Annotated in this window: 29 protein-coding genes; 16 read left to right on the forward strand and 13 right to left on the reverse strand. The window is 65.8% G+C overall.

The window, feature by feature from the left end; translation table 11 throughout:
- Positions 1 to 33: 33 nt before the first annotated feature.
- The 6 genes from ACVIYL_RS20125 (at position 34) to ACVIYL_RS20150 (ending at position 5,700) form a co-directional block, all read left to right on the forward strand.
- The gene (locus tag ACVIYL_RS20125; RefSeq protein ID WP_026193154.1) at positions 34 to 225 is read left to right on the forward strand and encodes a hypothetical protein; all 192 of its coding nucleotides are present in this window, start codon (positions 34 to 36) and stop codon (positions 223 to 225) included.
- 233 nt (positions 226 to 458) lie between these two features.
- Positions 459 to 1,394 carry a glycine--tRNA ligase subunit alpha gene (locus ACVIYL_RS20130; protein ID WP_092085757.1) on the forward strand — a complete coding sequence of 312 codons (936 nt, stop codon included), beginning with the start codon at positions 459 to 461 and terminating at the stop codon, positions 1,392 to 1,394.
- Positions 1,394 to 3,490, forward strand: a complete 2,097-nt coding sequence (glyS, locus tag ACVIYL_RS20135; RefSeq protein WP_456779552.1) for a glycine--tRNA ligase subunit beta — start codon at positions 1,394 to 1,396, stop codon at positions 3,488 to 3,490. The genes ACVIYL_RS20130 and glyS overlap by 1 nt, the downstream gene beginning before the upstream one ends.
- Before the next feature lie 3 nt (positions 3,491 to 3,493).
- Entirely contained in the window at positions 3,494 to 4,090 is a 597-nt protein-coding gene (locus ACVIYL_RS20140) for a class I SAM-dependent methyltransferase (RefSeq protein ID WP_456779553.1), read from the forward strand.
- Positions 4,090 to 4,461, forward strand: coding sequence for a GFA family protein (locus tag ACVIYL_RS20145; RefSeq protein WP_310883000.1), 372 nt, complete (start codon positions 4,090 to 4,092; stop codon positions 4,459 to 4,461). Before ACVIYL_RS20140 ends, ACVIYL_RS20145 begins: the two co-directional genes overlap by 1 nt.
- 138 nt (positions 4,462 to 4,599) lie before the next feature.
- Entirely contained in the window at positions 4,600 to 5,700 is a 1,101-nt protein-coding gene (locus tag ACVIYL_RS20150) for a hypothetical protein (RefSeq protein WP_310883001.1), read from the forward strand.
- A gap of 135 nt (positions 5,701 to 5,835) precedes the next feature.
- Here ACVIYL_RS20150 and ACVIYL_RS20155 read toward each other — a convergent pair whose 3' ends face one another.
- Positions 5,836 to 6,195, reverse strand: a complete 360-nt coding sequence (locus ACVIYL_RS20155; protein WP_310883002.1) for a DUF1236 domain-containing protein — start codon at positions 6,193 to 6,195, stop codon at positions 5,836 to 5,838.
- Between the two features lie 235 nt (positions 6,196 to 6,430).
- Between ACVIYL_RS20155 and ACVIYL_RS20160 the strand changes: the two genes are divergently transcribed.
- The 8 genes from ACVIYL_RS20160 to ACVIYL_RS20195 all read left to right on the forward strand — a co-directional run bounded on the left by ACVIYL_RS20160 (position 6,431) and on the right by ACVIYL_RS20195 (position 15,135).
- Positions 6,431 to 6,586: a DUF3096 domain-containing protein gene (locus tag ACVIYL_RS20160; protein ID WP_016844375.1), complete on the forward strand. Its 156-nt coding sequence runs from the start codon at positions 6,431 to 6,433 to the stop codon at positions 6,584 to 6,586.
- 91 nt (positions 6,587 to 6,677) lie between these two features.
- Positions 6,678 to 9,599: a pyruvate, phosphate dikinase gene (gene ppdK / locus ACVIYL_RS20165; protein WP_310883003.1), complete on the forward strand. Its 2,922-nt coding sequence runs from the start codon at positions 6,678 to 6,680 to the stop codon at positions 9,597 to 9,599.
- 144 nt (positions 9,600 to 9,743) lie between these two features.
- Positions 9,744 to 9,926, forward strand: coding sequence for a hypothetical protein (locus tag ACVIYL_RS20170; protein ID WP_310883004.1), 183 nt, complete (start codon positions 9,744 to 9,746; stop codon positions 9,924 to 9,926).
- Between the two features lie 123 nt (positions 9,927 to 10,049).
- Positions 10,050 to 11,528: a cell wall hydrolase gene (locus ACVIYL_RS20175; protein ID WP_456779554.1), complete on the forward strand. Its 1,479-nt coding sequence runs from the start codon at positions 10,050 to 10,052 to the stop codon at positions 11,526 to 11,528.
- Positions 11,529 to 11,718: 190 nt separating this feature from the next.
- Positions 11,719 to 12,963 carry an MFS transporter gene (locus tag ACVIYL_RS20180; protein WP_076824017.1) on the forward strand — a complete coding sequence of 415 codons (1,245 nt, stop codon included), beginning with the start codon at positions 11,719 to 11,721 and terminating at the stop codon, positions 12,961 to 12,963.
- Between the two features lie 47 nt (positions 12,964 to 13,010).
- Positions 13,011 to 13,997 (forward strand): acrylyl-CoA reductase (NADPH), encoded by a 987-nt coding sequence (gene acuI / locus ACVIYL_RS20185; RefSeq protein WP_026193152.1) that lies wholly within the window; start codon positions 13,011 to 13,013, stop codon positions 13,995 to 13,997.
- Positions 13,998 to 14,183: 186 nt separating this feature from the next.
- Complete coding sequence (locus ACVIYL_RS20190) at positions 14,184 to 14,762, forward strand: hypothetical protein (protein ID WP_028332627.1); 579 nt, start codon at positions 14,184 to 14,186, stop codon at positions 14,760 to 14,762.
- 139 nt (positions 14,763 to 14,901) lie between these two features.
- On the forward strand, positions 14,902 to 15,135 hold the full coding sequence (locus ACVIYL_RS20195; RefSeq protein WP_456779555.1) for a DUF6894 family protein: 234 nt from the start codon (positions 14,902 to 14,904) through the stop codon (positions 15,133 to 15,135).
- Between the two features lie 24 nt (positions 15,136 to 15,159).
- Here ACVIYL_RS20195 and ACVIYL_RS20200 read toward each other — a convergent pair whose 3' ends face one another.
- The 5 genes from ACVIYL_RS20200 to ygfZ all read right to left on the reverse strand — a co-directional run bounded on the left by ACVIYL_RS20200 (position 15,160) and on the right by ygfZ (position 20,714).
- The gene (locus ACVIYL_RS20200; RefSeq protein ID WP_310883006.1) at positions 15,160 to 17,865 is read right to left on the reverse strand and encodes a DUF2339 domain-containing protein; all 2,706 of its coding nucleotides are present in this window, start codon (positions 17,863 to 17,865) and stop codon (positions 15,160 to 15,162) included.
- Between the two features lie 109 nt (positions 17,866 to 17,974).
- Positions 17,975 to 18,481 (reverse strand): tyrosine phosphatase family protein, encoded by a 507-nt coding sequence (locus ACVIYL_RS20205; protein ID WP_028332625.1) that lies wholly within the window; start codon positions 18,479 to 18,481, stop codon positions 17,975 to 17,977.
- A 120-nt stretch (positions 18,482 to 18,601) separates the two neighbouring features.
- Complete coding sequence (locus ACVIYL_RS20210) at positions 18,602 to 19,213, reverse strand: YfbR-like 5'-deoxynucleotidase (RefSeq protein WP_057014933.1); 612 nt, start codon at positions 19,211 to 19,213, stop codon at positions 18,602 to 18,604.
- Complete coding sequence (locus tag ACVIYL_RS20215; protein WP_310883007.1) at positions 19,210 to 19,836, reverse strand: DNA-3-methyladenine glycosylase I; 627 nt, start codon at positions 19,834 to 19,836, stop codon at positions 19,210 to 19,212. The genes ACVIYL_RS20210 and ACVIYL_RS20215 overlap by 4 nt, the downstream gene beginning before the upstream one ends.
- Positions 19,833 to 20,714 carry a CAF17-like 4Fe-4S cluster assembly/insertion protein YgfZ gene (gene ygfZ, locus ACVIYL_RS20220; RefSeq protein ID WP_310883008.1) on the reverse strand — a complete coding sequence of 294 codons (882 nt, stop codon included), beginning with the start codon at positions 20,712 to 20,714 and terminating at the stop codon, positions 19,833 to 19,835. Before ygfZ ends, ACVIYL_RS20215 begins: the two co-directional genes overlap by 4 nt.
- Before the next feature lie 126 nt (positions 20,715 to 20,840).
- Between ygfZ and ACVIYL_RS20225 the strand changes: the two genes are divergently transcribed.
- Positions 20,841 to 22,175: a dihydroorotase gene (locus ACVIYL_RS20225; protein WP_310883009.1), complete on the forward strand. Its 1,335-nt coding sequence runs from the start codon at positions 20,841 to 20,843 to the stop codon at positions 22,173 to 22,175.
- Between the two features lie 65 nt (positions 22,176 to 22,240).
- Here ACVIYL_RS20225 and ACVIYL_RS20230 read toward each other — a convergent pair whose 3' ends face one another.
- The 5 genes from ACVIYL_RS20230 to ACVIYL_RS20250 all read right to left on the reverse strand — a co-directional run bounded on the left by ACVIYL_RS20230 (position 22,241) and on the right by ACVIYL_RS20250 (position 24,733).
- Positions 22,241 to 22,507 carry a hypothetical protein gene (locus ACVIYL_RS20230; protein ID WP_253607501.1) on the reverse strand — a complete coding sequence of 89 codons (267 nt, stop codon included), beginning with the start codon at positions 22,505 to 22,507 and terminating at the stop codon, positions 22,241 to 22,243.
- A 155-nt stretch (positions 22,508 to 22,662) separates the two neighbouring features.
- The gene (locus ACVIYL_RS20235) at positions 22,663 to 23,319 is read right to left on the reverse strand and encodes an HAD family hydrolase (protein WP_057014937.1); all 657 of its coding nucleotides are present in this window, start codon (positions 23,317 to 23,319) and stop codon (positions 22,663 to 22,665) included.
- Positions 23,309 to 23,686, reverse strand: coding sequence for a TIGR02301 family protein (locus tag ACVIYL_RS20240; RefSeq protein ID WP_310883010.1), 378 nt, complete (start codon positions 23,684 to 23,686; stop codon positions 23,309 to 23,311). The genes ACVIYL_RS20235 and ACVIYL_RS20240 overlap by 11 nt, the downstream gene beginning before the upstream one ends.
- 84 nt (positions 23,687 to 23,770) lie before the next feature.
- Positions 23,771 to 24,190: an NUDIX hydrolase gene (locus ACVIYL_RS20245; RefSeq protein WP_310883011.1), complete on the reverse strand. Its 420-nt coding sequence runs from the start codon at positions 24,188 to 24,190 to the stop codon at positions 23,771 to 23,773.
- Between the two features lie 42 nt (positions 24,191 to 24,232).
- Complete coding sequence (locus ACVIYL_RS20250) at positions 24,233 to 24,733, reverse strand: hypothetical protein (protein WP_456779556.1); 501 nt, start codon at positions 24,731 to 24,733, stop codon at positions 24,233 to 24,235.
- Between the two features lie 62 nt (positions 24,734 to 24,795).
- Here ACVIYL_RS20250 and ACVIYL_RS20255 point away from each other — a divergent pair, with 62 nt between their 5' ends.
- Positions 24,796 to 25,557, forward strand: coding sequence for an SOS response-associated peptidase (locus ACVIYL_RS20255; RefSeq protein ID WP_456779557.1), 762 nt, complete (start codon positions 24,796 to 24,798; stop codon positions 25,555 to 25,557).
- A gap of 266 nt (positions 25,558 to 25,823) precedes the next feature.
- Here the strand turns inward: ACVIYL_RS20255 and ACVIYL_RS20260 are convergent, their stop codons facing one another.
- Complete coding sequence (locus tag ACVIYL_RS20260; RefSeq protein WP_310883013.1) at positions 25,824 to 26,219, reverse strand: RidA family protein; 396 nt, start codon at positions 26,217 to 26,219, stop codon at positions 25,824 to 25,826.
- Between the two features lie 4 nt (positions 26,220 to 26,223).
- Complete coding sequence (locus tag ACVIYL_RS20265; RefSeq protein WP_310883014.1) at positions 26,224 to 26,703, reverse strand: DUF6691 family protein; 480 nt, start codon at positions 26,701 to 26,703, stop codon at positions 26,224 to 26,226.
- Positions 26,704 to 26,705 lie beyond the last annotated feature (2 nt).

The following is a 26,705-nucleotide window of genomic DNA, read 5'->3' on the forward strand; positions in this document are numbered from 1 at the left end:
GGCCTGACAGACGTGAACGACAAGGATCGACCGATGCCGCCGCTGATTGCATTCGCAGGCGTCTTGGGAAGCCTGGCCGTGGTCCGCTGGGCGTACAAGACGGCCGTCCGGATCAACCAGGAACTCGAAGAGGCGCGATTGTCCCGCGTGGCCGAGGCCACCCGCGCGGGCGAAATCAAGACCCTGCGCCGCGACCCCGTGACCGGGGCCTATCGCCCGGGCTAGGGCTTGGATCTCCCTCGCCCCGCTCTTGCGGGGAGAGGGGCTGTTTCCGCAGATTCGAAAGACCTAAGTTCGCGGAGAGTCCCCCTCACCCGAAATGCGCGCTGCGCGCGAATTTCGACCTCTCCCCGCAAGCGGGGCGAGGTGCAGAAACATCCTCCATCGCCTTGATTCCATTGGCTGCCGCCGATACGGTCCCGCGCGCCTCACACCCCCTCGCGAGATCGATTCCAACGATGGATGCCCTGCCTGACCACATGCGCCCGGAACGTTCGTTCCAGGGCTTCATCCTGGCCCTCCAGCGGTTCTGGGCGGAGCAGGGGTGCGTCATCCTGCAGCCCTACGACATGGAAATGGGCGCCGGCACCTTCCATCCCGCGACCACGCTGCGCGCGCTGGGGCCCAAGCCCTGGAACGCGGCCTATGTGCAGCCCTCGCGGCGGCCCAAGGACGGTCGCTACGGCGAAAACCCCAACCGCCTCCAGCACTACTACCAGTTCCAGGTGATCATGAAGCCGTCGCCGCCGAACCTTCAGGACCTGTACCTGAAGTCGCTGGCCGCGATCGGGATCGACGCCGCCGTCCATGACATCCGCTTCGTCGAGGACGACTGGGAAAGCCCGACGCTCGGCGCCTGGGGCCTCGGCTGGGAATGCTGGTGCGACGGCATGGAAGTGTCGCAGTTCACCTACTTCCAGCAGGTCGCCGGCGTCGAATGCGCGCCGGTCGCGGGCGAGCTTACTTACGGACTCGAGCGGCTCGCGATGTATGTGCAGGGCGTCGACCGCGTCTACGACCTCAACTTCAACGGCCGCGAGGGCGCCGAGAAGGTCACCTATGGCGATGTTTTCCTGCAGGCCGAGCAGGAATATTCGCGACACAATTTCGAGCACGCCGACACCGCGATGCTGTTCGAGCAGTTCAGGATGGCCGAGGACGCCTGCCGCAAATATCTCGCCGCCGGCTGGCGTGAGGGTGGGAATCAAAAGGAACATCTGATGGCCTTGCCGGCCTACGACCAGTGCATCAAGGCGAGCCACGTGTTCAACCTGCTCGACGCCCGCGGCGTTATCTCGGTGACGGAGCGGCAGAGCTACATCGCCCGCGTGCGCGACCTGGCGAAGGCCTGCGGCGAGGCATGGATCCACACTGAAACGGGCAGGGCGGTCTGATGCCCGATCTTCTCCTCGAACTGTTCTCCGAAGAAATTCCCGCGCGCATGCAGGCGAAAGCGGCCGACGATCTGCGCCGCATGGTGACCGACAAGCTGGTCGCTGAAGGCCTGGTGTACGAGGGCGCCAAGGCGTTCGCAACCCCGCGCCGTCTTGCGCTCACCGTGCACGGCATCCCCGCGCGCCAGCCCGACCTGAAGACCGAACGTCGCGGCCCGAAGATCGGCGCCCCCGATGCGGCGGTGCAGGGCTTTCTGAAAGCGACCGGTCTCACGTCGCTGGAAGAGGCAAAGATCCAGAAAGACGCGAAGGGCGACTTCTACATCGCGCTGATCGAAAAGCCCGGCCGCGCTGCGATCGACGTGATCGCGGAGATGCTGCCGGTGATCATCCGGACCTTCCCCTGGCCGAAATCGATGCGCTGGGGCGCGCGCTCGGCGAAATCAGGCTCGCTCACCTGGGTGCGCCCGCTGCACGCCATCACCGCGACCTTCGGTCTGGAGACCGAGGAGCCCGACATCGTCAAGTTCTCCGTCGACGGCATCGAGGCCGGGCAGAGCACCTATGGCCATCGCTTCATGGCGCCGGGTGCGATCTCCGTGCGCCGCTTCGAGGATTACGAGGCCAAGCTGAAGGCCGCGAAGGTGATCCTCGATCCGCAGGCGCGCAAGGACATCATCCTCGAGGACGCCAAGGAACTGGCGTTCGCGCAGGGCCTCGAACTGGTCGAGGACCAGGTGCTGGTCGATGAGGTCTCGGGCCTCGTCGAATGGCCGGTGGTGATGATGGGATCGTTCGAGAAGGAATTCCTGTCGATCCCGGATGAAGTGATCCGCGCCACCATCCGCAACAACCAGAAGTGCTTCGTGGTCAGGGATCCCAAGACGGGCAAGCTGACCAACAAGTTCGTGCTGACCGCCAATATCGAGGCGCCCGACGGCGGCAAGACCATCGTCGCCGGCAATGAGCGCGTGATCCGTCCGCGGCTGTCCGACGCAAAATTCTTCTTCGAGACCGATCTGAAGACCAAGCTGGAAGACCGGCTGCCGAAGTTCGAGCAGATCGTGTTCCACGAGAAGCTCGGCACCCAGGCGGAGCGCATCAAGCGGATCGAGCGGCTCGCCGCCGAGATCGCGCCGCTGGTCGGCGCCGACGTCGCGAAGACCAGGCGCGCCGCGCGCCTCGCGAAAGCCGATTTGCTGACCGAAGTGGTCGGCGAATTCCCGGAGTTGCAGGGCCTGATGGGCAAGTACTACGCGCTGGCGCAGGGCGAGGATGCGTCCGTCGCCGCCGCGAGCGAGGACCACTGGAAGCCGCAGGGGCCGACCGATCGCGTGCCGACCGATCCGGTCAGCGTCGCGGTCGCGCTGGCGGACAAGCTGGACACGCTCGCCGGATTCTGGGCGATCGATGAGAAGCCGACGGGTTCGAAGGACCCGTTCGCGCTGCGCCGGGCAGCGCTCGGCGCGATCAGGCTGATCGTCGAGAATACGCTGCGCCTGCCGATCCTGAAGACGGCCAAATCCGCGTTGCTCGGATTGTCGCTCAAGGCCGATGCCGAAACGCTGCCGAACGATCTGCTAGCCTTCTTTGCCGACCGCCTGAAGGTCCAGCTGCGCGATCAGGGCGCGCGCCACGATCTCGTCGATGCCGTGTTCTCGCTTGGTGGCCAGGACGATCTGCTGCTCGTCGTCCGGCGCGTCGAGGCGCTCGGCAAATTCCTCGACAGCGACGACGGCAAAAACCTGCTCGCTGGCACGAAACGCGCCAGCAACATTCTCGCGATCGAGGAGAAGAGGGACAAGCGGACCTTCGACGGCGCGCCTGACGCCGCGCTCTACAAGCTCGACGAAGAGAAGACGCTGGCCAAGGCGATCGACCAGGTGAAGGCCGAAGCGTCCGCCGCCGTCGCCAAGGAAGACTTCGCCGCCGCGATGAGCGCGATGGCCAAGCTGCGTCCGGCGGTCGATGCGTTCTTCGACAAGGTCAAGGTCAACGACGACGATCCGAAGGTGCGCGAAAACCGTCTGAAGCTGCTCAACGAGATCCGGGCCGCGACGCGCGCGGTAGCGGATTTCTCCCGGATCGAGGGCTGATCGATGGACCGCGCAACGCTCGCCGCTTACGACAAGGATGCGGCGGCGTTTGCGCAGGACTGGCACGACCAGCCGGCGCCGGTCGATCTGCGAGAAATCGTCGCGCGCTTCTTCATCAAGGGCGGCGCAACCGCCGATATCGGCTGCGGCAGCGGCCGCGAGGTGGCCTGGCTCAATGCCCACGGCTTTCCGGCCAAAGGCTATGACGCCTCCGAGGGTCTGCTCGCGGAGGCCCGCGCCCGCTATCCGGCGCTGCGCTTTGCCCGCGCCGAACTGCCCGATCTGTCGGGCATCGCGGCCGGCAGCTTCGACAATGTGCTGTGCGAGACCGTGATCATGCATCTCGACCACGCGCTGATCGCGCCGTCGGTGCGCCGCATGTTCGATATCGTGAAGCCCGGCGGCATCTTCTATCTGAGCTGGCGCGTCACCGCGGGTGATGATGCGCGCGATGCGCATGGCCGGCTTTACGCGGCGTTCGATACCGCGCTGGTGCGGACCGAACTTGCAGCGGCCGAATTGCTGCTCGACGCTGAGGTCGTCAGTGCCTCGTCCGGCAAGGTCATTCACCGGCTGGTCGCCAGCAAGGGCAGGCGATGATGGCGCGGGTCGCGACATGCGCCTGCGGACGGCTCCGCGTCACCTGTCAGGGCGAGCCCACCACAGTAGCGCTGTGTCATTGCCTGGAGTGTCAGAAGCGAACCGGCAGCACCTATGGCGTCGCGGCGTTCTTTCCGCGCGCTGACGTCGAGCCGCAGGGCGAGGCGCGCGAATACAGCCGCATCGGCGGCAGTGGATCTGCCGTGGTGTTTCATTTCTGCCCGAATTGCGGATCGTCGGTCTATTGGGAGCCCGGTCGCGCGCCGGACCTGATCGGCGTTGCGGTCGGCGCCTTCGCGGACCCCGATTTTCCCGCACCGTCGCAATCGGTCTTCACGCAGCGCCGCCACGCCTGGGTCGTCGACAAATAGACCACCGCCGCAGCGATCTGCGTCGCGCTGGAAATATTTCGACACAATTTGCAATTTGTTAACCATGCCCTGCGAAGGTCCTGACGAAGCAACGATTTCTTAAGACATCGCCCCTCGCGCCAATGCAGGGACCGCCCGATGACCTCGATCGGCACCACGCCCAATCCCTACGCCCAATATGGTTCGGCCTATGCGCGGGCAGCAGCGACGCCCTCGCTGGCGGCGACCTTGTCGGGCGACGGCACCGCCGGCGATCTGTCGGCGTCCTCGACATCCAACGCCGCAACCAACCTCACGCTGTCGGACGCCGCCCGCGCGCAGCTCGCCAAGGCGCCGCTGCCGGATTTCGCAAGCGTCACCAGCGATGCACGTATCACGCTCGACCGGCTCTACACGGTCGCCGGCGTCAAGGCACCGATCGTCGACGGCAAGACCACCATCGATCTCTCGACGCTGGACCGTCGCTCGCTGTTTGCGATCTCAACCAACAATGGCGGCAAGTTCACCCCGGACGAGCAGGTGGTTGCGGCCACCGAGCTGAAGCAGCGCTTCGACAAGGCGATGGAGCCGTCGCTGGCGACCACGCGCCTGACCGGCGACTACAGCATCAGCTACAAGGCCGCGCTCGATTATCTCGATGGTGCGAGCGATGAGGAGAAGGCCACCGCAACCTGGGCCAGCCAGCGCGCCGCGGTGCTGAAGGGCTATCAGGCGACGCAGCAGGATCCGAGCACGGCGCCATCGGGAATTTCCGGCGATCCGATCGCGGCCGCGCTGGCGGGGACGGCGCCTCCCACAAAGAGCACGACGCGCGACTTCAGCAGCATCGCCAGCGACGTGCGCGCCTTCCTCGATCGGCAGAAGAGCGAGGCGGCGAAGAGCGGCAAGGAGCTGGTCTACGATTCCCGCCGCAAGACCGGACAGCTCGCCGACCTGTCCTCGCTTGACAACCGCTCGCTCTCGGCGATCTCGCTGAACCAGGACAAGAAGTTCTCCACCGAGGAGATCTTCGCGGCCAAGCAGGAACTCAATACGCGGACACGTCTCGCCGTGCTCGACGCGCTGAAGCAGAGCCAGACCGCCGGCGATCCGCGCCAGTTCAGCCTCGGCATCCTCAAGCAATATTCCTCGATGAGCGCGGAGGAGCGCCAGGCGGCCAACTGGACGCAGGATTTCCAGGACGCCGCGATCAAGAGCTACAAGTCGACCTCGACGTTGCTCTCGATCCTCAAGTCGTAACCCGGCACGGCATCAGAACGGAAGAGCCCCGCCCGGAGGGGAAACCGGGCGGGGCTTTCTGGTCCGGTCGATCCTCGCGCACATCCGCTTGCGCGGCGCCCGGACTGTCGTTCAGGCGATCGTGCTGACGTTGATCTAGTCGACCACCTGAACGATCCGTCGCGAACGCGGCTCGACCAGAACGGTCTCACCGTTCACGACGGTGTAACGATAGGGCGTCGCGCCGAACCGTTGCGGCACGTCGTAAGTGGTCACGCCGGCGTCCGGTAGCACTGTGCCGACCACGATGCGATCCGGAACCGTGTAGTTCGGCACGCGCTCGCGCACGATGTACTCGCGGAAGGCCGGACGCTGCTCGACAGTAATGCCCTCGTCATCATCGACTGCAACCGGCGGGCCACCGCGGACGACGCCAACGGTCTGGGCCTGTGCGGCAACAGCCGGCACCGTGATCGCGGCAGCAACCGCTGCAACGGCAAGTAATCTGTTTCGCATGGCTCGCTCCATTCTTTTTCGGTGCGCGCCAGCCATCGCCGATGCGCACGGCGAGCCAATGCATCGGCTGCGGTGATGTTCCGGAAAACCGCCGCCATATACGCGGCAATTTGGAGCAATTTTCGTGAGTTGCGGGAACTCGTCGGCGGGACCTGCGTCTTGATGTGGGAACTTCCCTCAGCGGATAAACTGCCGCTCGATTCGCTCCTCCAAGCAACCCCCGGAGAAAACTTCAATGACCATCACCGCTGGGCATCTACCTGCTATCGTGGCTCTGATCGCGGGCGTCCTGATCCTGATCATGCCGCGGCTCCTCAATTACATCGTCGCGATCTATCTGATCTTCGTCGGGCTCGTGGGGATGGGTCTGCTGCGCTGGCTGCACCTCTAGCGGGAAAGAGGGGTTTCGCGGCTTGCGCGGAACCCCTCAAAATGGTGTAAGGCGCGCATCTTCGACCCCTCCTTCCGGATTGTTGTCTGACATGGCCAAAGCCGTCGCGAAGTCCAAGAAAACTGCTGCGAAAACTGCCGAGAAAACAGCAGCGAAATCAAAGCCCTCCGCCGCAGCCCGCAAGGCCGCTCCGGCGCGCAAAGCACTGAAGAAGAGCGCCCCGAAGGCGGCGCCGAAAGCCGCCCCCAAATCGGCTGCAAAGCCCGCCGCAAAGCCCGCTGGCAAGGCGCCGGCGAAGGCCATTGCGAAGAAGGCGGCCCCGGCTGCGATCAAGGCCGGCAAGTGGGTCTATACGTTCGGCGACGGCAAGGCCGAGGGCCAGGCGACCTTGCGCAATCTGCTCGGCGGCAAGGGCGCCAACCTCGCGGAAATGGCCAATCTCGGCCTGCCGGTGCCTCCCGGCTTCACCATTCCGACCTCGGTCTGCACCTATTTCTACGAGCACGACAAGACGTATCCGAAGGAATTGAAAGCACAGGTTGAGAAGGCGCTCGACTATGTCGGCAAGCTGACCGGCAAGACTTTCGGCGACGCCAAGAACCCGCTGCTGGTCTCGGTCCGCTCGGGGGCGCGCGCCTCGATGCCGGGCATGATGGACACCGTGCTCAATCTCGGCCTCAACGACCGCACCGTCGAGGCGCTGGCCGAACTCTCCGGCGACCGCCGCTTCGCCTATGACAGCTATCGCCGCTTCATCACGATGTATTCGGACGTGGTGCTCGGCTTCGAGCATCATCACTTCGAGGACATCCTCGACACCTTCAAGGACGGCCAGGGCTATTCGCTCGATACCGACCTGACCGGCGACGACTGGGTCGAACTGGTCGGCAAGTACAAGGAAGCGGTTGCCAAGGAGACCGGTCACGACTTCCCGCAGGATCCGCACGATCAGCTGTGGGGCGCGATCGGCGCGGTGTTCTCATCCTGGATGAACGCCCGCGCGGTGACTTATCGCAAGCTGCACGACATTCCGGAATCCTGGGGCACCGCCGTCAATGTGCAGGCGATGGTGTTCGGCAACATGGGCGAGACCTCGGCCACCGGCGTCGCGTTCACCCGCAATCCCTCGACCGGCGAGAGCAAGCTTTACGGCGAGTTCCTCATCAACGCGCAGGGCGAGGACGTTGTCGCCGGTATCCGCACGCCGCAGGACATCACCGAGGAGGCGCGCCAGGAATCCGGCTCCGACAAGCTGTCGATGGAAGCCGCGATGCCGGTCGCGTTCAAGGAGCTGACGCGGATCTACACGCTGCTCGAGAAGCACTACCGCGACATGCAGGACATGGAGTTCACGGTCGAGCAGGGCAAGCTGTGGATGCTGCAGACCCGCGGCGGCAAGCGCACCGCGAAGGCGGCGCTGCGCATCGCGGTCGAACTCGCCAATGAAGGCCTGATCTCGCGCAAGGACGCGGTGACGCGGATCGATCCGGCCTCGCTCGACCAGCTGCTGCACCCGACCATCGATCCGGCCGCCAAGCGCGACGTGATCGCGACCGGCCTGCCGGCGTCGCCTGGTGCTGCCTCGGGCGAGATCGTGTTCTCGTCGGACGAAGCGGCCAAGCTGCAGGCCGACGGGCGCAAGGTCATCCTGGTCCGCATCGAGACCAGCCCGGAAGACATCCACGGCATGCACGCCGCGGAAGGCATCCTCACCACCCGCGGCGGCATGACCTCGCACGCGGCGGTGGTCGCGCGCGGCATGGGCAAGCCCTGCGTCTCCGGCTGCGGCACCATCCGCGTCGATTACGGCCGCGGCACCATGAGCGTGGGCTCGCGCACCTTCAAGACCGGCGACGTCATCACCATCGATGGCTCGGTCGGCCAGGTGCTGGCCGGCCGCATGCCGATGATCGAGCCGGAGCTGTCCGGCGAGTTCGGCACGCTGATGGGCTGGGCCGACGAGGTCCGCAAGCTCGGCGTTCGCGTCAACGGCGATACGCCAGACGACGCGCGCACCGCGGTGAAGTTCGGCGCCGAAGGCATCGGCCTCTGCCGCACCGAGCACATGTTCTTCGAGGAGACCCGCATCCGCACCGTGCGCGAGATGATCCTCTCCGAGGACGAGCAGTCGCGCCGCGCCGCGCTGTCGAAGCTGCTGCCGATGCAGCGCGCCGACTTCGTCGAGCTGTTCGAGATCATGCAGGGCCTGCCCGTCACGATCCGCTTGCTCGATCCGCCGCTGCACGAGTTCCTGCCGCACACCCAGGCCGAGATCGAGGAAGTGGCGCGTGCCATGAACACCGATCCGCGCAAGCTCGCCGACCGCGCCCGCGAACTCTCCGAGTTCAACCCGATGCTCGGTTTCCGCGGCTGCCGTCTTGCGATCGCCTACCCGGAGATCGCCGAGATGCAGGCGCGTGCGATCTTCGAGGCTGCCGTCGAAGCCGGCAAGCGCACCGGCAAGCCGGTCGGTCTCGAGGTGATGGTGCCGCTGATCGCGACCAAGGCCGAGTTCGATCTGGTCAAGGCGCGGATCGATGCGACAGCCAACGCGGTGATGAAGGAAACCGGCGTCAAGCTGAGCTACCAGGTCGGCACCATGATCGAGCTGCCGCGCGCCTGCCTGATGGCGGGCGAGGTGGCCGAGACCGCGGAGTTCTTCTCCTTCGGCACCAACGACCTGACGCAGACCACCTACGGCATCAGCCGCGACGACGCCGCGAGCTTCCTCGGCACCTATGTCGCCAAGGGCATCCTCGAGATCGATCCGTTCATCTCGGTCGATCGCGACGGCGTCGGCGAGCTCGTCAGGATCGGCGTCACCCGCGGCCGCAAGACGCGTCCGAACCTCAAGGTCGGCATCTGCGGCGAGCACGGCGGCGATCCCGCGTCGGTCGCGTTCTGCCACGAGGTCGGGCTCGATTACGTCTCGTGCTCGCCCTATCGCGTGCCGATCGCGCGTCTCGCCGCGGCGCAGGCCGCGCTCGGCAAGGAGATCGCCAGCCAGGCGTGAGCGATCTTACAGTTCAGAGAGTGCGATGGCCGGGACCAAGTCCCGGCCATTTTTGTTTGTTGAGGCAGCCTGAAAATATAGCGTCATTGCGAGCCAACGGGTCGCGCGAACGCGCGCCCGATGACAGGCTCCGCGAAGCAATCCATGTTTCCACTTGCCGAGCCATGGATTGCTTCGTCGCTGTCGCTCCTCGCAATGACGGCGGGTGGCTACCGTGCCTGCAACACTTTGTTCACCATCTCCGTTGACCTGTTGTTTACGACTTTCATGCGCCGCGCGTTTACCAAGGCGCGCAATGCAACGCGCGAAACATGCGCGATTGCTTGAGTGTAGCGCGCGAGCAACGCCGATTAACTCCGCGGCAACCTAAACGGTTTAGCAACGAGAAAGGTCGAATTGCGCGGATGTACCGCGTTCGATTGCACTCAGTAAGCGTTGCGTGAGCGTACGATGTTTGTGTCGCGTAACCAGCCGAAGGGCGCACGTCTTGCGCTCTTCGGTCTCGGTCTTGGCATCTTCGCACTGATGCCGACCGAGATCGGATATCAGGATATTGCCTCGCTCCTGGCCCGGCAGCCCGGCGTCGCCGAGCGCTGGCAGAAGCGCGTCTTCGCCTCCGCCGTCGGCTCAATCCAGGTCGCGACCTACAGCTTCGGCCGTCCGATCGGCACGTCCGCGCCGCAAGCGCCGCAAATCCTGCTCGCAAGACTGGACAGTTCGAACCTCGACATCACCGGAACGGTGACGCGCAATCCGATCACAGCCCCGCCGCCGCGCTACCAGGCATCCGATTTTCCCAAGGTCGATCGCACCATGAAGGGCGATCGCCTCGTCGTCCGGCGGCCCGATCAGGTCGAACCGGCGGAGCCTGCAAATACGGCGCCGGCGAACGAGGATCCGGCGACATCGAATTCGTCGGTCAAGGGCATGAAGACCGCGACCGCACCGGCCGACAGCGCGCCGCTCGATCCTGAATTGCAGGAGGCGCTGCGCGCGCCGCCCTTGCCGCAATATGCCAAGCCGTCGCCGCAGCAGAACGACGTGTCGCTCTCGCTCGAGGCCAGCCCGCTCGACGATCTGAAGCCCGCGCCCGCAAAGCCCGCTGCTGCGCCCGCCGATGCGGCGCGCGAGCGCGACCCGTTCGCATTCCAGACCGCCAGCCTGTTCTTCGGCTCGTCGCTCGGCACGCCGGAGAACCTCGAGCGCTGGCAGCCCGGCGAGGCGCCGGTTGTCGTACCGCCGGCAGCAACGCCCGATCCCGACATGAAGGTGATGGCGTCACTGCCGGTCGATGCCGACGGTCCGGTCAAGGCCGGCGAGATGGGCGAGAGCATCGCGCCGAAGGGCGAGGTCAATGCGGACGACCAGCACACCAAGACGCCGGCGGAGCGGCTCGGCCTGTTCGACGAGAAGTCGCGCGCCAAGTCGGAGAAGTGCCTCGCCGAGGCGGTCTATTTCGAAGCCCGCGGTGAAGCGGTGCGTGGCCAGATCGCGGTCGCCCAGGTGGTGCTGAATCGCGCCTTCTCCGGCAAATATCCGGAGACGGTGTGCGGCGTGGTCTACCAGAACAAGAATCGCCATTACGCCTGTCAGTTCACCTTCGCCTGCGACAACGTCGCTGACGTCGTCCGCGAGCCCGACATGTGGGACCGCGCCAGGAAGATCGCGAGGGCGATGCTCGACGGCGAATTGTGGCTGCCGGAAGTCGACCGCTCGACCCACTACCACGCCTATTGGGTGCGACCGTCTTGGGTCAGCGAGATGAAGAAGATGTACAAGTTCGGCGTCCACACCTTCTATCGCCCGCGCGCCTGGGGCGACGGCAGCGACGCGCCGAGCTGGGGCAACCCGGCCGAGACCGCCAAGATCTCGGCGGAGCTCGCCGAGGCCGCCCAGAGCTCGGCCGAGCAGGCCAGCGCCCGGCGATAGGGCCTTCTGCCTCCCGTTCCGCGGCCGGCGTGCCCCGGAATGACGGTCATCATCCTCTCCGATTCTGCAGAGCAGCCCTGCAGGCGAATATTTTTCTCCGGCCCCTCTTGGGGTTTTCATGCACCTGCATTAACTCCCCGTAACGTTCGGCGGGGCGGCTCCCCGCGCAGCAGTTGCGGGGGAAGACAAGATGGCCGTTACCACCGGGGATCTTCGACCGACGTCGGGCACGTGGCGCACGCCGCTTGTCATCATCGTCTGTGGCTGCGCGATTGCGCTGCTGAGCTTCGGGCCGCGCTCCAGCCTCGGCTTCTTCGTGCAGCCGATGAGCCATGAATTCACCTGGGGCCGCGACGTGTTCGGCCTCGCGCTGGCGCTGCAGAACCTGTTGTGGGGGCTCGGCCAGCCGATCGCCGGCGCGATTGCCGACCGCTTCGGGCTGCTGCGTGTGATGGTCGTCGGCGCACTGCTTTACGCCGCGGGCCTGCTCCTGATGCGTTACTCGGCGACGCCGCTCTCGCTCAACCTTGGCGCCGGCGTCTTGATCGGCTTCGGCCTGTCGGGCTCATCGTTCAACCTGGTGCTGTCGGCGTTCAGCAAGCTGCTGCCGCCCGCGCAGCGCGGCATCGCGCTCGGCGCCGGCACCGCCGCGGGCTCGTTCGGCCAATTCCTGTTCGCGCCGTTCGGCGTCGCGATGATCGACAATTTCGGCTGGCAGACCGCGCTCCTCGTATTCGGCGCACTGATGCTGCTGATCCTGCCGTTGTCGCTGGCGCTCTCGACGCCGCCGGCGGAGACGAATGACGCCGCGCCGGCCGATCAGCAGTCGTTCAAGACCGCGCTGGCGGAGGCATTCGGCCATCGCTCCTATGTGCTGCTGGTGCTCGGCTTCTTCACCTGCGGCTTCCAGCTCGCCTTCATCACAGTGCATCTGCCGGCCTATCTCGCCGACCGCGGCATTCCGGCATCGACCGGCGGCTGGGTGATCGCGGCGATCGGCCTGTTCAACATCGTGGGCTCGCTCAGCGTCGGCTGGCTGCAGAACGTCTTCCCGAAGCGCTACATCCTGTCGGTGATCTACTTCACCCGCGCGCTGTCGATCGTCGCCTTCATCTCGTTCCCGATCACGACCTTCTCGGCGATCGCGTTCGGCGCGATCTCCGGCCTGACCTGGCTCTCCACGGTGCCGCCGACTTCGGCGCTGGTGGCGCTGATGTTCGGCACGCGCTGGTTTGCGACGCTGTACGGCTTCGCCTTCGTCAGCCATCAGGTCGGCGGCTTCCTCGGAGTCTGGCTCGGCGGCATCGTGTTCGAGCAGTACGGTTCCTACACCCCGATCTGGTGGCTGTCGGTGCTGTTTGGCGTGCTGTCCGCGCTGATCAACCTGCCGATCGTCGAAAAGCCCGTCGTCCGCCCGGTTGCGCAGCCTGCCTGATGGGGTAAACCATTTCCCCGAAACCAAGATTACGGGGAGTGCACATCGTGGCAACGTTCAAGGCAATCAGGATCGACAAGGCGGACAAGGGTACCACCGCCGCACTCACCCAATTCGACGAAGCCGAGCTGATGGACGGCGACGTCACCGTCCGCGTCGAGTGGTCGACACTGAACTACAAGGACGGCCTCGCACTGACTGGCAAGGCACCGGTGGTGCGCCGGTTCCCGATGATCGCCGGCATCGATTTCGCCGGCACGGTCGAGCAATCCAGCCATCCGGACTGGAAGGCGGGCGACAAGGTCGTCTGCAACGGCTGGGGCATGGGCGAGACCCATCTCGGCGCCTACGCTGAAAAGGCCCGCGTCAAGGGCGACTGGCTGGTGCGGCTGCCCGACGGCATCTCGGCCCGCGATGCGATGGCGGTCGGTACCGCCGGCTATACCGCGATGCTCTCGGTGCTGGCGCTGGAGAAGCATGGTCTCACCCCGAAGAGCGGCCCCGTGGTGGTCACGGGTGCCGCCGGCGGCGTCGGCTCGGTGGCGATCGCCGTGCTGTCGAAGCTCGGTTACCACGTCATCGCGTCGACCGGGCGGATGTCGGAGACCGACTATCTCAAGGGTCTCGGCGCCACCGAGGTGATCGACCGCGCCGAACTGTCAGGTGCGCCGAAGGCGCTGGCGAAGGAGCGCTGGGCCGGCGGCGTCGACAGCGTCGGGTCGACCACGCTCGCCAACCTGCTGTCGATGACGAAGTATGGCGGAGCCATCGCGGCCTGCGGTCTGGCGGCCGGTATGGATCTGCCGTCTTCGGTCGCGCCCTTCATTTTGCGGGGCGTGTGCCTTCTCGGCATCGATTCGGTGATGTGTCCGATCGAACTGCGGAGGACCGCCTGGCGCCGCCTTGCCAGCGATCTGGATAAGGCAAAACTGGCTGATATCACTCACGAAATCGCCCTGGACGAAGTCATGGGCTTTGGCGCGAAAATCCTCGGTGGCCAGGTCCGGGGCCGCATCGTGGTAAAAATAGTCTGAGGACGTTCAGACTTTACCAACCAAGCTGCTCCAATGTTGCCACTGTTGGTATGGTAAGCAGCGGGTAAAGAGACTTGCGGCATGATCCCGGGGGGCCGGGTTTCCTCGCGCAGACGTCGAAAAGCGTTGGTGCGGGGGTCATGCGCAACAAGGAGCGAGTGCCCGCGCTCGTCAGTGGAGTAGCTCATGCTTGCGCGTTTGGTGTTGGGGGCCGTCACGGCCGGAGCAATGGTCGTGCCGGCATTCGCGGGCATGATGAACGCCGATGAGGCCCGCAGATTCGTCGCCGGCAAGGTGTTCGCGTTCACCTGTTTCGATGGCACCCGCGGTGCCGGCCGCATCCTCGACGATCTGGGCGCGGCAGGCTCGGTCCAGTTCTCCGGCTCGGGGCCGATCCGTCACCTGCGCCTGCCCGGCAACACGCTGCAGATCCGCGGTCAGAGCGTTTGCGCGTCGCTGAAGGGCATTCCGTTCGAACCGTGCTTTAATCTCGACAAGCAGGACGACCGCTCGTTCCGCGGCTCGGTTTCCGGCATGGGCTTTGCCTATTGCGATTTCCATCATCAGGGCGGCCAGCAGATGCTGATGGCGCGCGCGGCGGCGCGTCCGCGCTCGCTGCATCCACGCACCCGATCCGCGGATGCCTCGCAGACCGAAGTGTCGCGCGTTGAGACGCCGCAGGTCGGAAGCGCGAAGCTCGAGCCGGTCAAGGCCGAGCCCGCCAAGGTCGAGAGCGCGCCGGAATTGCGCCGCTCCACCGACTAACCTTTCATCTGCGCGCTAGCGGGAATAGCGCCGCCAAGCCGTAGTCATACGGATGGCGGTCGCCACGCCTTGCTCGCTACTCAATACCTGGCGTTCGCCGTGAGGCGGGACATTGGGGACTCTGATTTTGAGTAGTCATATGGCGCAATATTTTTTTCGAATTAGTGATGGCGATTACGCTGGTGCATCCGACCACGCGACGGAGTTTGAAAGCCGCGACATGGCCTGGGCCGAGATGACCAAGGTCTGCGGAAATTTCCTCGGCAGCATTTCGCGCAATCTGAAGCAGAACAGCGAATGGCACATGGAGCTGCTCGACGAGGGCAGAAAACCCGTGTTCAGGATTCGACTGGTCGCCGAGTCCGTCGACTGAAGCTGCCTTTCAGGACGGCAAGTCCTAACCCTCAGCTTGCGCGAGCGGCGGAGCGGTTCGCCTGCGAAACAGGATCCGCTGATACAGCCAGCCGATCGCGACCAGCACGATGCCAAGGCACATGAACGACAGCGCCCGGTAGACACCCGTGAGCGTCGACATGTCGATCAGGAACGCCTTCAGGATCGTCAGCCCGATCACCGCAGCCGACGCGAGCCGCGCCCGCTGCGAGTCGACGACGATGCCGATGCCGAGCAGCGCGACGCCGAACATCAGCCAGGCGATCGAATAGGTGTATTGCTCCGCGCCCGTGGTCTCGCCGCGCGTCAGCACCGGTCCATGGTAAAGCCTGCGGATCTCGAACGTGACGTAAGCGAGCGCGAGGACCAGCGCGCCGGCGGCGATCGTGTTGGCATAGCCGGCAGGACGATGGCCCGCCACCGCATAGGACAGCAGCAGCGCCAGCACCGCCGGCAGCGCGTAACCGAGCAGCAGCAGGTTGATGAAGCTGCCGCCGACGCTTTGCGGCCACAATATCGGGTTCTCCAGCGCCAGCAGCCCGAACAGGCTGGCAAGCCCGGCGAACGCGGTCAGCAGGATCGCGCCGATATTGTGCACGATGCTGCCGCTGCGCAGGCGTAGCCGCTCCAGTCCGATCGCCATCGCAAGCGTCGCGCCGACCTGCAGCGCGACCTCGGTCAGCCCGGCGCTGGCATAATAGACATCGCCGCTGTTGACCGCGTGGCGGATCTCCATGAAGGCAAGCAGCACCGTGAACAGGATCGCGGCGGATTCGACGATGCGCAGCGGGACGTCGTCGCCGCTGCGGCGCAGGAAATGGCTTGCCGCCCAGAATGACAGCGCCGGCACGCCATAGCCCCACAGCAGCCAGTTGAAGATCGGCGTGGTGCCGACGGCGTCGCCCGCGATCCGCGGCTCATAGCCGATGCGCAGCACGACGATGCCGGCCAGGATCGCGGCAAGCCAGCGCAGGAACGGAATCGGCCGCTGCACCGACAGCCACGCCGTGCCCATCGACACCAGCGCGAGCGCGATGGTGAGCCAGCCCTTGTCGAGCGCGAAGGTCAGCGCCAGCGCCAGCGAGGCGAGGGCGCCGGTGGCGGACAACGCAATCGAAGGCGACAGCTCCCGCCGCTCGTCGCGCCGGGTCAGCACCTCGGTCGCGGCTGCGTAGGCCGCCGCCAGCAGCACGGCGAGGACCGCGAACGGGATCGAGCGGTCGAGATGCGCGATGCGTGCATAGAGCGCGACCAGCAGCGCGACCGGCGTGAACACCGCCGCCGCGGCCCAGGTCACCGTGACCTTCGTGGTGGTAAAACGGAATTGCGCGAGGAAGCCGGCGATGCCGAAGGCGGCCGCGAACAGCGCGGCGGTGACGAGATGCAGCGAGACCGAGCCGTCGGTCGCGGACGGGCCGATGCCGGGAATCGCACCGCCAGGCAGCACCAGCATGTCGACGTTGCGGCGGACGGCCCATTCGCCGAACACAATGAACACGAAGATCGACGCGGCGCCGATCGCACGGGTAGCAGCAGGCGCGCGCCAGGCGACAAAAAGGCTGCCCGCCGTCAGCAAGGCAAAGCCGATCATCGCGACGTCGGCGTGCGCGCTGTTGAGCACAATCAGCATCGCGCCGAGCAGATAGGCGGCGAGCGAGCTAGATGAAATCGGCTCGATCTCCTCGCCGTCGCCGTCGGGACCGAACATGAAGCCGCAGACCACGAGCAGCGCCGCCAGCACGAAGCCCGCGATGACATGGAAGACGTGCGGCGCGATCATCTCGGGCCCGCATTGCAGGCAAGGGAAAGTCCACAGCAGCGCGAAGGCGATCGTCGTGACCGCGAGCCAGCGCCACAGCCGGATCCGGGCGAGGCCGAACGCCGCCGCCGTGACGATGGCGAGGTAGACATAGAGCGACCAGAAGTCGGGCTTGTCTGACGACACCAGGAGCGGCGTGACGAAGGCGCCGACGATGCCGAGCCCGGCCAGCGCGGGTCCGTGCAGCAGCGCGGCCGCCAGCGTGCCGAGCGCGACCATGCCGAGCAGGATGAAGGCGGTTGCCGGGGCGAGGAAGTCATACAGCGCGTAGGCGGCGTAGACGGTGGCGAATGCCACCGCGGTGCCGGCGGCGGTGAGGATCGCCGGGATGTTGGCGATCGGCAGCGCCGCGATGTTGGAGATGCTTTCCTGGCGCCTGGTCCATTCACCGGCGCCGAGCAGCGCCAGCGCAAACAATCCGCCGAGCATCGTGCGAACGCCGGGGCCGAGCAAACCGGCCTCGATCGAATAGCGCACCATGAAGAAGCCGCCGAGAGCGAGCGTCAGGCCGCCGATCCACACCACCCAGCGCGTGCCGAGCGTCTCCTCGAAGCCGGGCGCCGGCTGCGGCGGAGCTGGCGGCTCCGGCAGGGGCGGCGGTGCGGCGCCTGCAGCGTCCGCGGCTGGCTCGCTCTGCGCGGCCGGTTCGCCGGGAGCCGCCTCCGGGAGCGGTGGCGGCGCGACGGAAGGCGCCGTCGGCGGCGTCTGCTCGAACTCCTGCAGCGGAGTCAGCGGCGGCGGCATGGCCGTCCGCGCGGCGGCGCCGCCCGCGGCCTCGATCGCATCCAGGCGGCGCTGCAGCAGGTCGATCCGGCCCAGCGCCTTGCGCGCGAAAATGATCGCGACGATGGCGAGGACGAGCGTCAGGAAGTCGAACGGCGAATCGAACATTGGGCCTCCGGCAGGACGCGCCGGACTTGGCCAGCCGGCGGCCCGTCGCAACCTAGTAGTGCAGTGAGGAGGACCGGAAGTTCAAGCGATCGGGCGTGACCGGCCGCGCTTAGTCCAGATCGATGCGGAAGGGCCGGCCTTCGACGCTCATGCTGCCGGGACCCATCGCGTCGAGTGCACGCAGCATCCGGCCCTCGCGTCCCAGCGCCTTGTCGGCGAGGCTGACGATCAGCCGGTTGGGAGCCGCGATCGGCGAGGCCTCGCGGATCATCCGGGCGATGGACATTTCGTCGCGGTGCGGGTTGAGGGCGCAGACCGTCGCGAATGCGCTCGCGGTCGAGCGGCTGATGCCGGCGTAGCAATGCACCACCATCGGTGCTTGGCGATCCCAGCCGCGCACGAAGCTCAGCACCTTCTCGATATGCGACTCGTTGGGCGCAACGAAGCCGTCCATCTGTTCGATGATGTCGTCCATCGACACTTTCAGGTGGTTGGCCGGCAGCACGGAAGGCGGCCGCTGCACCTGGTCGACATTGGCCATCACGGTCAGCACATGGCTGGCGCCGGTGGCGCGAACCGTGTCGGAGAGTGCGGCAAGCGAGCAGACGTGAAGCATGATGATCCTTCTATCGGGGGTGCCGGACTATAACGGCTGCACCCGAACGGGCAAAGGCGGGGGTGCCATGCCGATTCGTCGTTTTGCGGCGCAACCAACGGCACGTTTTGCGGTGCCGCCCTACGAGGCGTGCAACGCCTTGAATCGCTCGAGAAACTGCTTTTCGGCCCGCGCTGCGGTCCATGGCGTCAGATAGTCGCGCTCGGTTGCTTCGGGCAGTTCCGGATCGCGGCCGAACAGCCGCTTGGCCTCGGCTTGCGAAAATCCCGCCAGATGCGTCGCCTCGAGATAGGCGGCGCCGCGATCGGCGGCCTTGATCTGCTGGGTGATCTCGTCCGCCAGCACGGCGGGCAGGCCGAAGCGGATATGGATCGCGCCGAGCAGCCGTTTCTCCACCGCTTTGTATTCGCCTGACAGCACCGCCTTGAACGGCGAGATCATGTCGCCGATGACATATTCCGGTGCGTCGTGCAGCAGTGCCGCGAGACGATGGCGGATGTCGACGCGCGGCATCTGCTGGCGCATCACGGCTTCGACCAGCAGCGTGTGCTGGGCCACCGAGAAGATGTGCGCCCCGCTGGTCTGGCCGTTCCAGCGCGCAACCCGCGCCAGTCCATGCGCGATGTCGACGATTTCGATATCGAGCGGCGACGGGTCGAGCAGGTCCAGCCGGCGTCCCGACAACATCCGCTGCCAGGCGCGGGTTGTCTCCGTCGATTTGCGCGCCGTCATTTCTTCTTGAGTCGCGGTGTGCGGAGCTTGCCGCTGCAGCTCTCGTGGCAGAAGCAGGTCACGAGGTGATCGTTGACCATGCCGGTCGCCTGCATGAAGGCGTAGACGATGGTGGGACCGACGAACTTGAAGCCGCGCGCGCCGAGCTCCTTGGAGACCTTGATCGAGACCGGCGTCGAGGCCGGCACGCTCGCGGTGGTCTTGAATTGATTGACCTTCGGCTTGCCGTCGACGAAGTCCCACATGAAATTCGAGAAGCCGGGGCCTTTCTCCATGATCTCCAGATAGCCCTTCGCACTCGCGACCGCGCCTTCGATCTTGGCGCGGTTACGGACGATGCCGGCGTCGTTCATCAGCGCGTGCACCTTCTTGGCGTTGTAGCGCGCGATCTTCTCGGGCTGGAAATCGTCGAAGGCTTTGCGGAAGTTCTCGCGCTTGCGCAGGATCGTGATCCAGGACAGACCGGCCTGGAAGCCGTCGAGGATCAGCTTTTCATAGAGCGCGCGGTCGTCATATTCCGGCACGCCCCATTCATTGTCGTGATAGGCGACGTAGAACGCATCCTCGCCCGGCCAAGGGCAGCGTGTCTTGCCGTCGGGGTGCAGTTGCGCGGTACGGCTCATGCGACGGTCTGCTTGGGTGTGATGCGGACGGCGTCAGGTTCGGCGAGGTGAATCGACAGCCCGCCCGCGGTCAGCGGCAGGCCGGCGTCGAGCGCATCGGCGACGCGGTCGATGCGGACCAGCGCGAGACCTTTCTCGCCGGCGGTTGAGCCGATGGTGCCGACCTGCTTGTCGCCAGCCAGGATGGTAGCGCCGGCTTCGGGCGCGGGGCCGTCGAGGACGATCTTCACCGTGCGGGTGCGCGCCGTGCCGCGGTGCTGCATGCGCGACACCACCTCCTGGCCGACATAACAGCCCTTGTCGAAATCGACGCCGTTGAGGCGATCCATATTGGTCTCGTGCGGGAAGGCGTCGCCATACATGAAGTCGAGCCCGCCGCGCGGCACGCCGGTGGTGATCCGATGCGCCTCGTAGGCGCTGGAGTCGACGAGATCGGCACCGATCAGCTCAGCGAGCTTCTGCTTCAAATCTTCCGGGATCAGGATGCGCCAGCCGAGCGCTGGGTTGCGCGGATCGGCGAACGCGAGATCCGGCGTCGCCGCCGGCTCGCCATCCCAAGCTGCCAGCACACCGAGGCTGTCGGACAGGTTCTCGACCACGACCTTGGCGCGCAGCTTGTAGAAGCCGAGCTTGTCGGCAAGGCCCTTGGCGAGCGCGCGCGGCGCGTCGATCAGGAAGCCGCCGCCATGACCTGAGGGTATCTCGGTGATCAGGAAATCGACGATGATCTTGCCTTGCGGCGTCAGCAGCGCGCCAAACCGGGCCTGTCCCGCGCGCAACTCGGCGATGTCGGCGGTGATGAGGCCGTTGAGGAAGTTGCGGGCGTCCTCGCCAGAGACCTTGACCACGCCCCGATCTGGAAGAAACGCTGCTTTCATTCGCAAATTGGCTCTTTTCCAAGTTCCTTGGGAAACGCGCAGGCCGCGATATCCCCTGCCAAGCTAAGGCGCTAGAGTGTGCCGAACAAGGCCCGCGCGACAGCCGAAAGCGGGCGTCGAGGACCGATGAATCAGCATTTTGACACCATTCTAAAATCCGGCACCGTGGTCAATCAGGACGGCGAGGGCGTGCGCGATATCGGTATCGCGGGCGGCCGCATCGCCGCGATCGGCTCACTCAGTCAGGCCTCGGCCGGCGAGGTGATCGACTGCAAGGGCCTGCACATCCTGCCCGGCGTGATGGACACCCAGGTGCATTTCCGCGAGCCCGGGTTGACCCAGAAGGAAGACCTCGAGACCGGCTCGCGCAGCGCGGTGATGGGCGGGGTCACCGCCGTGTTCGAGATGCCGAACACCAATCCGCTGACGGTCACCGAAGCGGCCTTCACCGACAAGATCAAGCGCGGCCGCCATCGCATGCATTGCGATTTCGCGTTCTTCATCGGCGGCACCCGCGAGAACGTGCAGGATCTGCCGGAGCTCGAGCGCGCCCCGGGCTGCGCCGGCGTCAAGGTGTTCATCGGCTCCTCCACAGGCGCGCTGCTGGTCGAGGACGACGAGAGCCTGCGGCGGATCTTCCAGGTGATCCGGCGCCGCGCTGCGTTCCACGCCGAGGACGAATACCGTCTCAACGAGCGCAAGCCGCTGCGGATCGAGGGCGATGCTCGCTCGCATCCGGTGTGGCGCGACGAGACCGCGGCGCTGATGGCGACCGAGCGCCTGGTCAATCTCGCGCGCGAGACCGGCAAGCGCATCCACGTGCTGCACATCTCGACCAAGGAAGAGATTCTATACCTGCGTGACCACAAGGATGTCGCCTCCTGCGAGGCGACGCCGCACCACCTCACCATGGCCGCGCCGGAGTGCTACGAGCGGCTCGGCACACTGGCCCAGATGAACCCGCCGGTGCGCTCGGCCGATCACCGCGCCGGCATCTGGTACGGCATCGAGCAGGGCATCATCGACGTGCTCGGCTCGGATCACGCGCCGCATACGCTGGAGGAGAAGGCCAAGACCTATCCGGCCTCGCCGTCGGGCATGACCGGTGTGCAGACGCTGGTGCCGCTGATGCTCGATCACGTCAATGCCGGGCGGCTGTCGCTGGCTCGCTTCGTCGATCTCACCAGCGCGGGGCCTGCGCGCCTGTTCAACATCGCCCGCAAGGGCCGCATCGCGGCCGGTTACGATGCCGACTTCACAATCGTCGACCTGAAGCGCAGCGAGACCATCACCAACAAATGGATCGCCTCGCGCGCCGCCTGGACGCCTTATGACGGCGTGCGGGTGCAGGGCTGGCCGGTCGGCACCTTCGTGCGCGGCCGGCGGGTGATGTGGCAGGGCGAAGTCACGACGCCATCGACCGGCGAGCCGGTTCGGTTCCTCGAGACGCTGAAGCAGTAGGTTCGCGTTTGACGCGTTTTCTTGACGCGAACTGGCGACCCACTTCGCTCGAAAACGCTATCGTTTTACTGCTTGGCCAATGCCAGCGAGAACTCGCCGTTGCGCACGCGCGCGGCGAGGCCCTCGGCAAATTTCGCCACCGCGTCCTCGCCATAGGTGCCGACGAGCTCGGCGAGCGCCGCAAACAGGCTCGCCTGCGCGAGGCAGTCGCCATCGACGCCGTCGTGACGCGCTTCAGCCCAAGCCTCGTTCAGGTAGCCCAGCGCGGCCTGCTTCTGCTCGTGGTCGGGTCGCGGGTCTTGGTGATGGGGGAAGGACGCTGGATGGCGCATGAAACTCTGCAAATTGACTGCGCGCGGTCCGAGGAGCGAACCACTGCGACGTGCGAGATGTATCACGCATGCAGGTACCGCCTAGCCCACATCTTTCGAAAAGGTTAACGGCGGCCCCGGCATTTAAAGGGGAATTCCGGATATCCGGGCCGCGATCAGCCGAATGAGCTGTGGATATGGTCCAGCACCGCGCGCGGCGTGGCGCACAGATGGCTGGCGCCGGCCTCGGTCAGCTCCTCGGGCGTGCCGTAGCCATAGGTGACGCCGACCGCCCGGATGCCGTTTCGATTCGCCCCGATCACGTCGTGGCTGCGATCGCCGATCATCAGGGATTTGGCCGGATCGGCCCCGGTCTGCGCCAGCGCATAGGTGAGCAGGTCGACCTTGTTGACCCGGGTTCCGTCGAACTCCGAGCCGAACACGTGGTCGAAATAGCCGCCGAGGCCGAAATGCGCGATGATCCGCGTCGCGAACACATGCGGCTTCGAGGTCGCGACGAACATCCGGCCCGGTGCCCGGCGCAGCTCGGCCAGAACCTCCGCGATGTCGGGATAGACCGCGTTCTCGAACAGCCCGACATCGCCGAATCTTTCGCGGTAGAGCGCGACCGCGCGGTCGGCGAGCTCCTCGCCGCCGAGCAGCATCGCAAAGCTCGCCCTGAGCGGCGGCCCGATGCACCAGGTCAGTTCATCCTGCGAGGGAACCGGCCGGCCGAGCTTTTCCAGCGCGTACTGGATCGAGCCGGTGATGCCGGGCTTCGGGTCGGTCAGGGTGCCGTCGAGGTCGAAGAAGATCGCCCGTTCAGTTGGCATAGCGGGCCGTCAGGTCGCGCGAGATTTTCGAGCCCTCCTCGATGTAGCGGCGGATCGCCACGGTGGCCGCGGGCGTGCAGGTCCGGTAGGTCTGCTGGAAGCCGTTATAGCCGCGGTTGAAGCCTGCGATCATGCGGGCGCGGCGGTCGCCGGAGGGGGTCTCGGCATCGATCAGCGCCTGCATTTCGTTGCGCCATTTGGCGCCCTCGTTGGAGCCGCAGATGCCGCGCAGATAGTGCAGGGCGCCGAGGATCTCGGCCAGCCGCTGCAAATCGCCGTCGAACGGCGCAGCCGCGTCCTGCGCCCGGGCGGGCGTCGCAAGGCATGCCGACAACAGGATCACAAAAGCGAGAAAGGCTTTGATCATCGGGGTTCCGGAATGGCCGTGGTATGCCCCCTCAATGCGCCCGAGGCAAGGCGGCCGAGCCCCCCAAAGCCGCTAAAACGGGCCTCAAACCAGCCGCCGGGCGGCCGCAATCACCTCATGCAGGCCGCCGGTGACCTTGAGGTCGCCGATCTCCTCCGGCGCCAGCCATTTGAAATCGTCGTGCTCGTCGTTCAGGTGAGGCTCGCGGGACGCCCAGCGCGCCGCGAAGGTCATGATCAGATAGTGTCCGGTGCCGGGGCGGGTCGGCAGCACCTCGCGCCAGCCGGCGAGGCCGACGATCTCGACCTTGAGGCCGGTCTCCTCGTCGATCTCCCGGTGCAGGGCGGTATGCAGCGATTCGCCGAACTCGACCCGGCCGCCGGGCAGCGAATAGAAGCCCTTGCCGGGCGAGCGGGCGCGGCGCACCAGCAGCACCTTGTCGTCGCGGAAAATCACGCCTGACACGGCGAGCTGCGGGCGGATCGGAGGTTCGGGAGAGGTCAAGGTGATTGGCAGCCGGTTGTGAAGACCATCATGCCCGATATCTCAGGCGCCCGCCATGATGCTGTCGACATCGGCCTCTGCGGCGCCGTTGATGATGCCGGCGGTCTGCATCACCAGCGGCTTGACCCAGACGATCGCCTGCTCGGCGAGCGCGACCCGGCTCTTGTCCTGCTGCAATTGCGGCATCGCCGCCCCGACCTCGGTCAGGATCTTCGTCATGCTGTCGGTGAGCTGGTCGAATTCGGCCCGGATTGCGGCGTCCGCGGTCTCATAGGCCTCGATCGCGAGATCGCGTGCCCGGAAATTCGACGCGGTGAAATGCTCGGCATAGGACAGCGGCTGCCATTCGAGGAAATCGCTGGCGCATTCCGGCAGGTCTGGGACCATCTCCAGCAGCATGATGGCTTCGTTGAAGTGATTGAGGTAGTCGGTGGCAAGCCCGGTGCGGGGATTGATGTTGGCGGCGCGCAACAGCGCCGCCCGCGCCTCATCGGGGTACGTCGGTCGCGGGGAAGAGTCCGCTATGGCGGCCGTTGAGGTCATTGATCGCAGTCTTTAACGGTCCAAGTTAAGGCAGAATAAACGGATACCACTCTGGACGGCAAATGTGCGGACGCTTTGTCATAACCTCGCCGCCGGCGGCCTTGCGCGAGATGTTCGGCTATATCGAGCAGCCGAATTTTCCGCCACGGTATAATGTTGCGCCGACCCAGCCGATCCCGGTGGTGCTGCTGCAGAATGGCGGCCGGCATTTTCAATTGATGCGCTGGGGCCTGATCCCGTCGTGGGTCAAGGACCCCAGGACCTTCTCGCTCCTGATCAACGCGCGCTCCGAGACGGTGCGCGAGAAGCCGGCCTTCAAGAACGCGATCAAGCGGCGCCGGGCGCTGATCCCCGCCGACGGCTATTACGAATGGCAGGATGCCGGCGGCCGCAAGCGGCCGTTCTTCATCCATCGCCGCGACGGCCATCCGCTCGCCTTCGCCGCGCTTGCCGAGACCTGGATGGGGCCGAACGGCGAGGAGCAGGATACGGTCGCGATCGTCACTGCGCCGGCCAGTCCCGACCTCGCGCAATTGCATCACCGCGTGCCGGTCACGATCAGGCCCGAGCAATTCGCGCGCTGGCTCGACTGCCTGCCGAACGATGTCGACGACGTGATGCCGATGCTGAAGGGCCCCGAGGTCGGCGAGTTCGCCTGGTACCAGGTCACGATGCGCGTCAACGCGGTCGCCAATGACGATGCGCAATTGCTGCTGCCGATGACGGCGGAAGAAATCGCCGCGGAGGACGCGCCGCAGCCGAAGAAGGCCGCGCCGAGAAAGGCGCCTGTGCGGGAGGATGACGGGCAGGGGTCGTTGTTCTGAGGGCTCACTGAACCGGCGTGATGCAGCGCGGATTTGCGTCAGCTCTCTCCACATCGTCGTCCTGGCGAAAGCCAGGACCCATAACCACCGAATTTGCTTGTGAACGGGAACGCGGCCCCAGCGTCGCGCGACAATTGAGATTTGGGGTAATGGGTCCTGGCCTTCGCCAGGACGACGATGAAGATGGACCTCGATTCAACCGGTGCGCAATTGTGCACCTGAGGGCTCGCGCCAAGTGGCACGCTCCGGCATGACAGAGCCAGAGATCACCCCTTCACGTGTGCCACGCCCTCGATCTCGATCAGCATCTTCGGATTGGGCAGCGCCACCACCACGCAGGTGGTGCGTGCGGGGTAGGGGGCGGGGCCGAACGCGCCGGCATACAGCGCGTTCATCGTCGCGACGTCGCTGGAGCGCGTCAGCAGCACGTTGACCTTGACGAGATCGCGCATCGTCGCGCCCGCCTCGCTCAGCACGCGCTTGATATTGGTCACGACATTGGCGAACTGCGCCTCGAAGCCGTCGGGCAGCTCGCGATTGGCGTCAAAGCCGGGAATGCCGGAGATGAACAACAAATCGCCGACGCGGGCGCCGAACGAGAGTGGCGGCGCCTGGACGCCGGGCGGAGGGGGGAAGTGCTTGATTGTTGTCTTTTCAGTCATTGGGTCACCCGTCTGCGCGAGATGGAAGGGGAGAAGTTTCGATGGCGCGCGGCGCCGCGGCACGCCGGCGCCAAAGATTCCTGCCGAAGAGATTCTGGCCGATCATGCCGGCGAGCATCGCGACGACGAAGACCACGATCGGCAGCGAGAGGCCGGCGAGATTGACCAGTGCCGGCCCGGGGCAGATGCCGACGAGGCCCCAGCCGATGCCGAACAGCACCGCGCCGGCAACCAGCGGCGCATCGATGTCACGGCGGTCGGGCCAGAGGAAGCGCGCCGAGAAGGCGGGCGCGACGCGCCGCCGCGCGATCGCAAAGCCGGTTGCTGCGACCGCAACTGCGCCCGCCATCACGAAGGCGAGCGTCGCGTCCCACGCGCCGAACAGATCGAGGAAGCCGAGCACCTTCTGCGGATCGGTCATGCCGGAGATCAGAAGCCCTGCGCCGAAGATCAGGCCGCAGACAAAGCTTGCGAGAGGTGCCATCG

It is taken from the genome of Bradyrhizobium sp. USDA 3315 (assembly GCF_054056795.1).

Coding starts and splice junctions, on each gene's coding strand:
- ACVIYL_RS20125 (WP_026193154.1), top strand. CDS start 34: ATGCCGCCGCTGATTGCATTCGCAGGCGTCTTGGGAAGCCTGGCCGTG.
- ACVIYL_RS20130 (WP_092085757.1), top strand. CDS start 459: ATGGATGCCCTGCCTGACCACATGCGCCCGGAACGTTCGTTCCAGGGC.
- glyS (WP_456779552.1), top strand. CDS start 1,394: ATGCCCGATCTTCTCCTCGAACTGTTCTCCGAAGAAATTCCCGCGCGC.
- ACVIYL_RS20140 (WP_456779553.1), top strand. CDS start 3,494: ATGGACCGCGCAACGCTCGCCGCTTACGACAAGGATGCGGCGGCGTTT.
- ACVIYL_RS20145 (WP_310883000.1), top strand. CDS start 4,090: ATGGCGCGGGTCGCGACATGCGCCTGCGGACGGCTCCGCGTCACCTGT.
- ACVIYL_RS20150 (WP_310883001.1), top strand. CDS start 4,600: ATGACCTCGATCGGCACCACGCCCAATCCCTACGCCCAATATGGTTCG.
- ACVIYL_RS20155 (WP_310883002.1), bottom strand. CDS start 6,195: ATGCGAAACAGATTACTTGCCGTTGCAGCGGTTGCTGCCGCGATCACG.
- ACVIYL_RS20160 (WP_016844375.1), top strand. CDS start 6,431: ATGACCATCACCGCTGGGCATCTACCTGCTATCGTGGCTCTGATCGCG.
- ppdK (WP_310883003.1), top strand. CDS start 6,678: ATGGCCAAAGCCGTCGCGAAGTCCAAGAAAACTGCTGCGAAAACTGCC.
- ACVIYL_RS20170 (WP_310883004.1), top strand. CDS start 9,744: ATGTTTCCACTTGCCGAGCCATGGATTGCTTCGTCGCTGTCGCTCCTC.
- ACVIYL_RS20175 (WP_456779554.1), top strand. CDS start 10,050: ATGTTTGTGTCGCGTAACCAGCCGAAGGGCGCACGTCTTGCGCTCTTC.
- ACVIYL_RS20180 (WP_076824017.1), top strand. CDS start 11,719: ATGGCCGTTACCACCGGGGATCTTCGACCGACGTCGGGCACGTGGCGC.
- ACVIYL_RS20190 (WP_028332627.1), top strand. CDS start 14,184: ATGCTTGCGCGTTTGGTGTTGGGGGCCGTCACGGCCGGAGCAATGGTC.
- ACVIYL_RS20195 (WP_456779555.1), top strand. CDS start 14,902: ATGGCGCAATATTTTTTTCGAATTAGTGATGGCGATTACGCTGGTGCA.
- ACVIYL_RS20200 (WP_310883006.1), bottom strand. CDS start 17,865: ATGTTCGATTCGCCGTTCGACTTCCTGACGCTCGTCCTCGCCATCGTC.
- ACVIYL_RS20205 (WP_028332625.1), bottom strand. CDS start 18,481: ATGCTTCACGTCTGCTCGCTTGCCGCACTCTCCGACACGGTTCGCGCC.
- ACVIYL_RS20210 (WP_057014933.1), bottom strand. CDS start 19,213: ATGACGGCGCGCAAATCGACGGAGACAACCCGCGCCTGGCAGCGGATG.
- ACVIYL_RS20215 (WP_310883007.1), bottom strand. CDS start 19,836: ATGAGCCGTACCGCGCAACTGCACCCCGACGGCAAGACACGCTGCCCT.
- ygfZ (WP_310883008.1), bottom strand. CDS start 20,714: ATGAAAGCAGCGTTTCTTCCAGATCGGGGCGTGGTCAAGGTCTCTGGC.
- ACVIYL_RS20225 (WP_310883009.1), top strand. CDS start 20,841: ATGAATCAGCATTTTGACACCATTCTAAAATCCGGCACCGTGGTCAAT.
- ACVIYL_RS20230 (WP_253607501.1), bottom strand. CDS start 22,507: ATGCGCCATCCAGCGTCCTTCCCCCATCACCAAGACCCGCGACCCGAC.
- ACVIYL_RS20235 (WP_057014937.1), bottom strand. CDS start 23,319: ATGCCAACTGAACGGGCGATCTTCTTCGACCTCGACGGCACCCTGACC.
- ACVIYL_RS20240 (WP_310883010.1), bottom strand. CDS start 23,686: ATGATCAAAGCCTTTCTCGCTTTTGTGATCCTGTTGTCGGCATGCCTT.
- ACVIYL_RS20250 (WP_456779556.1), bottom strand. CDS start 24,733: ATGACCTCAACGGCCGCCATAGCGGACTCTTCCCCGCGACCGACGTAC.
- ACVIYL_RS20255 (WP_456779557.1), top strand. CDS start 24,796: ATGTGCGGACGCTTTGTCATAACCTCGCCGCCGGCGGCCTTGCGCGAG.
- ACVIYL_RS20260 (WP_310883013.1), bottom strand. CDS start 26,219: ATGACTGAAAAGACAACAATCAAGCACTTCCCCCCTCCGCCCGGCGTC.
- ACVIYL_RS20265 (WP_310883014.1), bottom strand. CDS start 26,703: ATGGCACCTCTCGCAAGCTTTGTCTGCGGCCTGATCTTCGGCGCAGGG.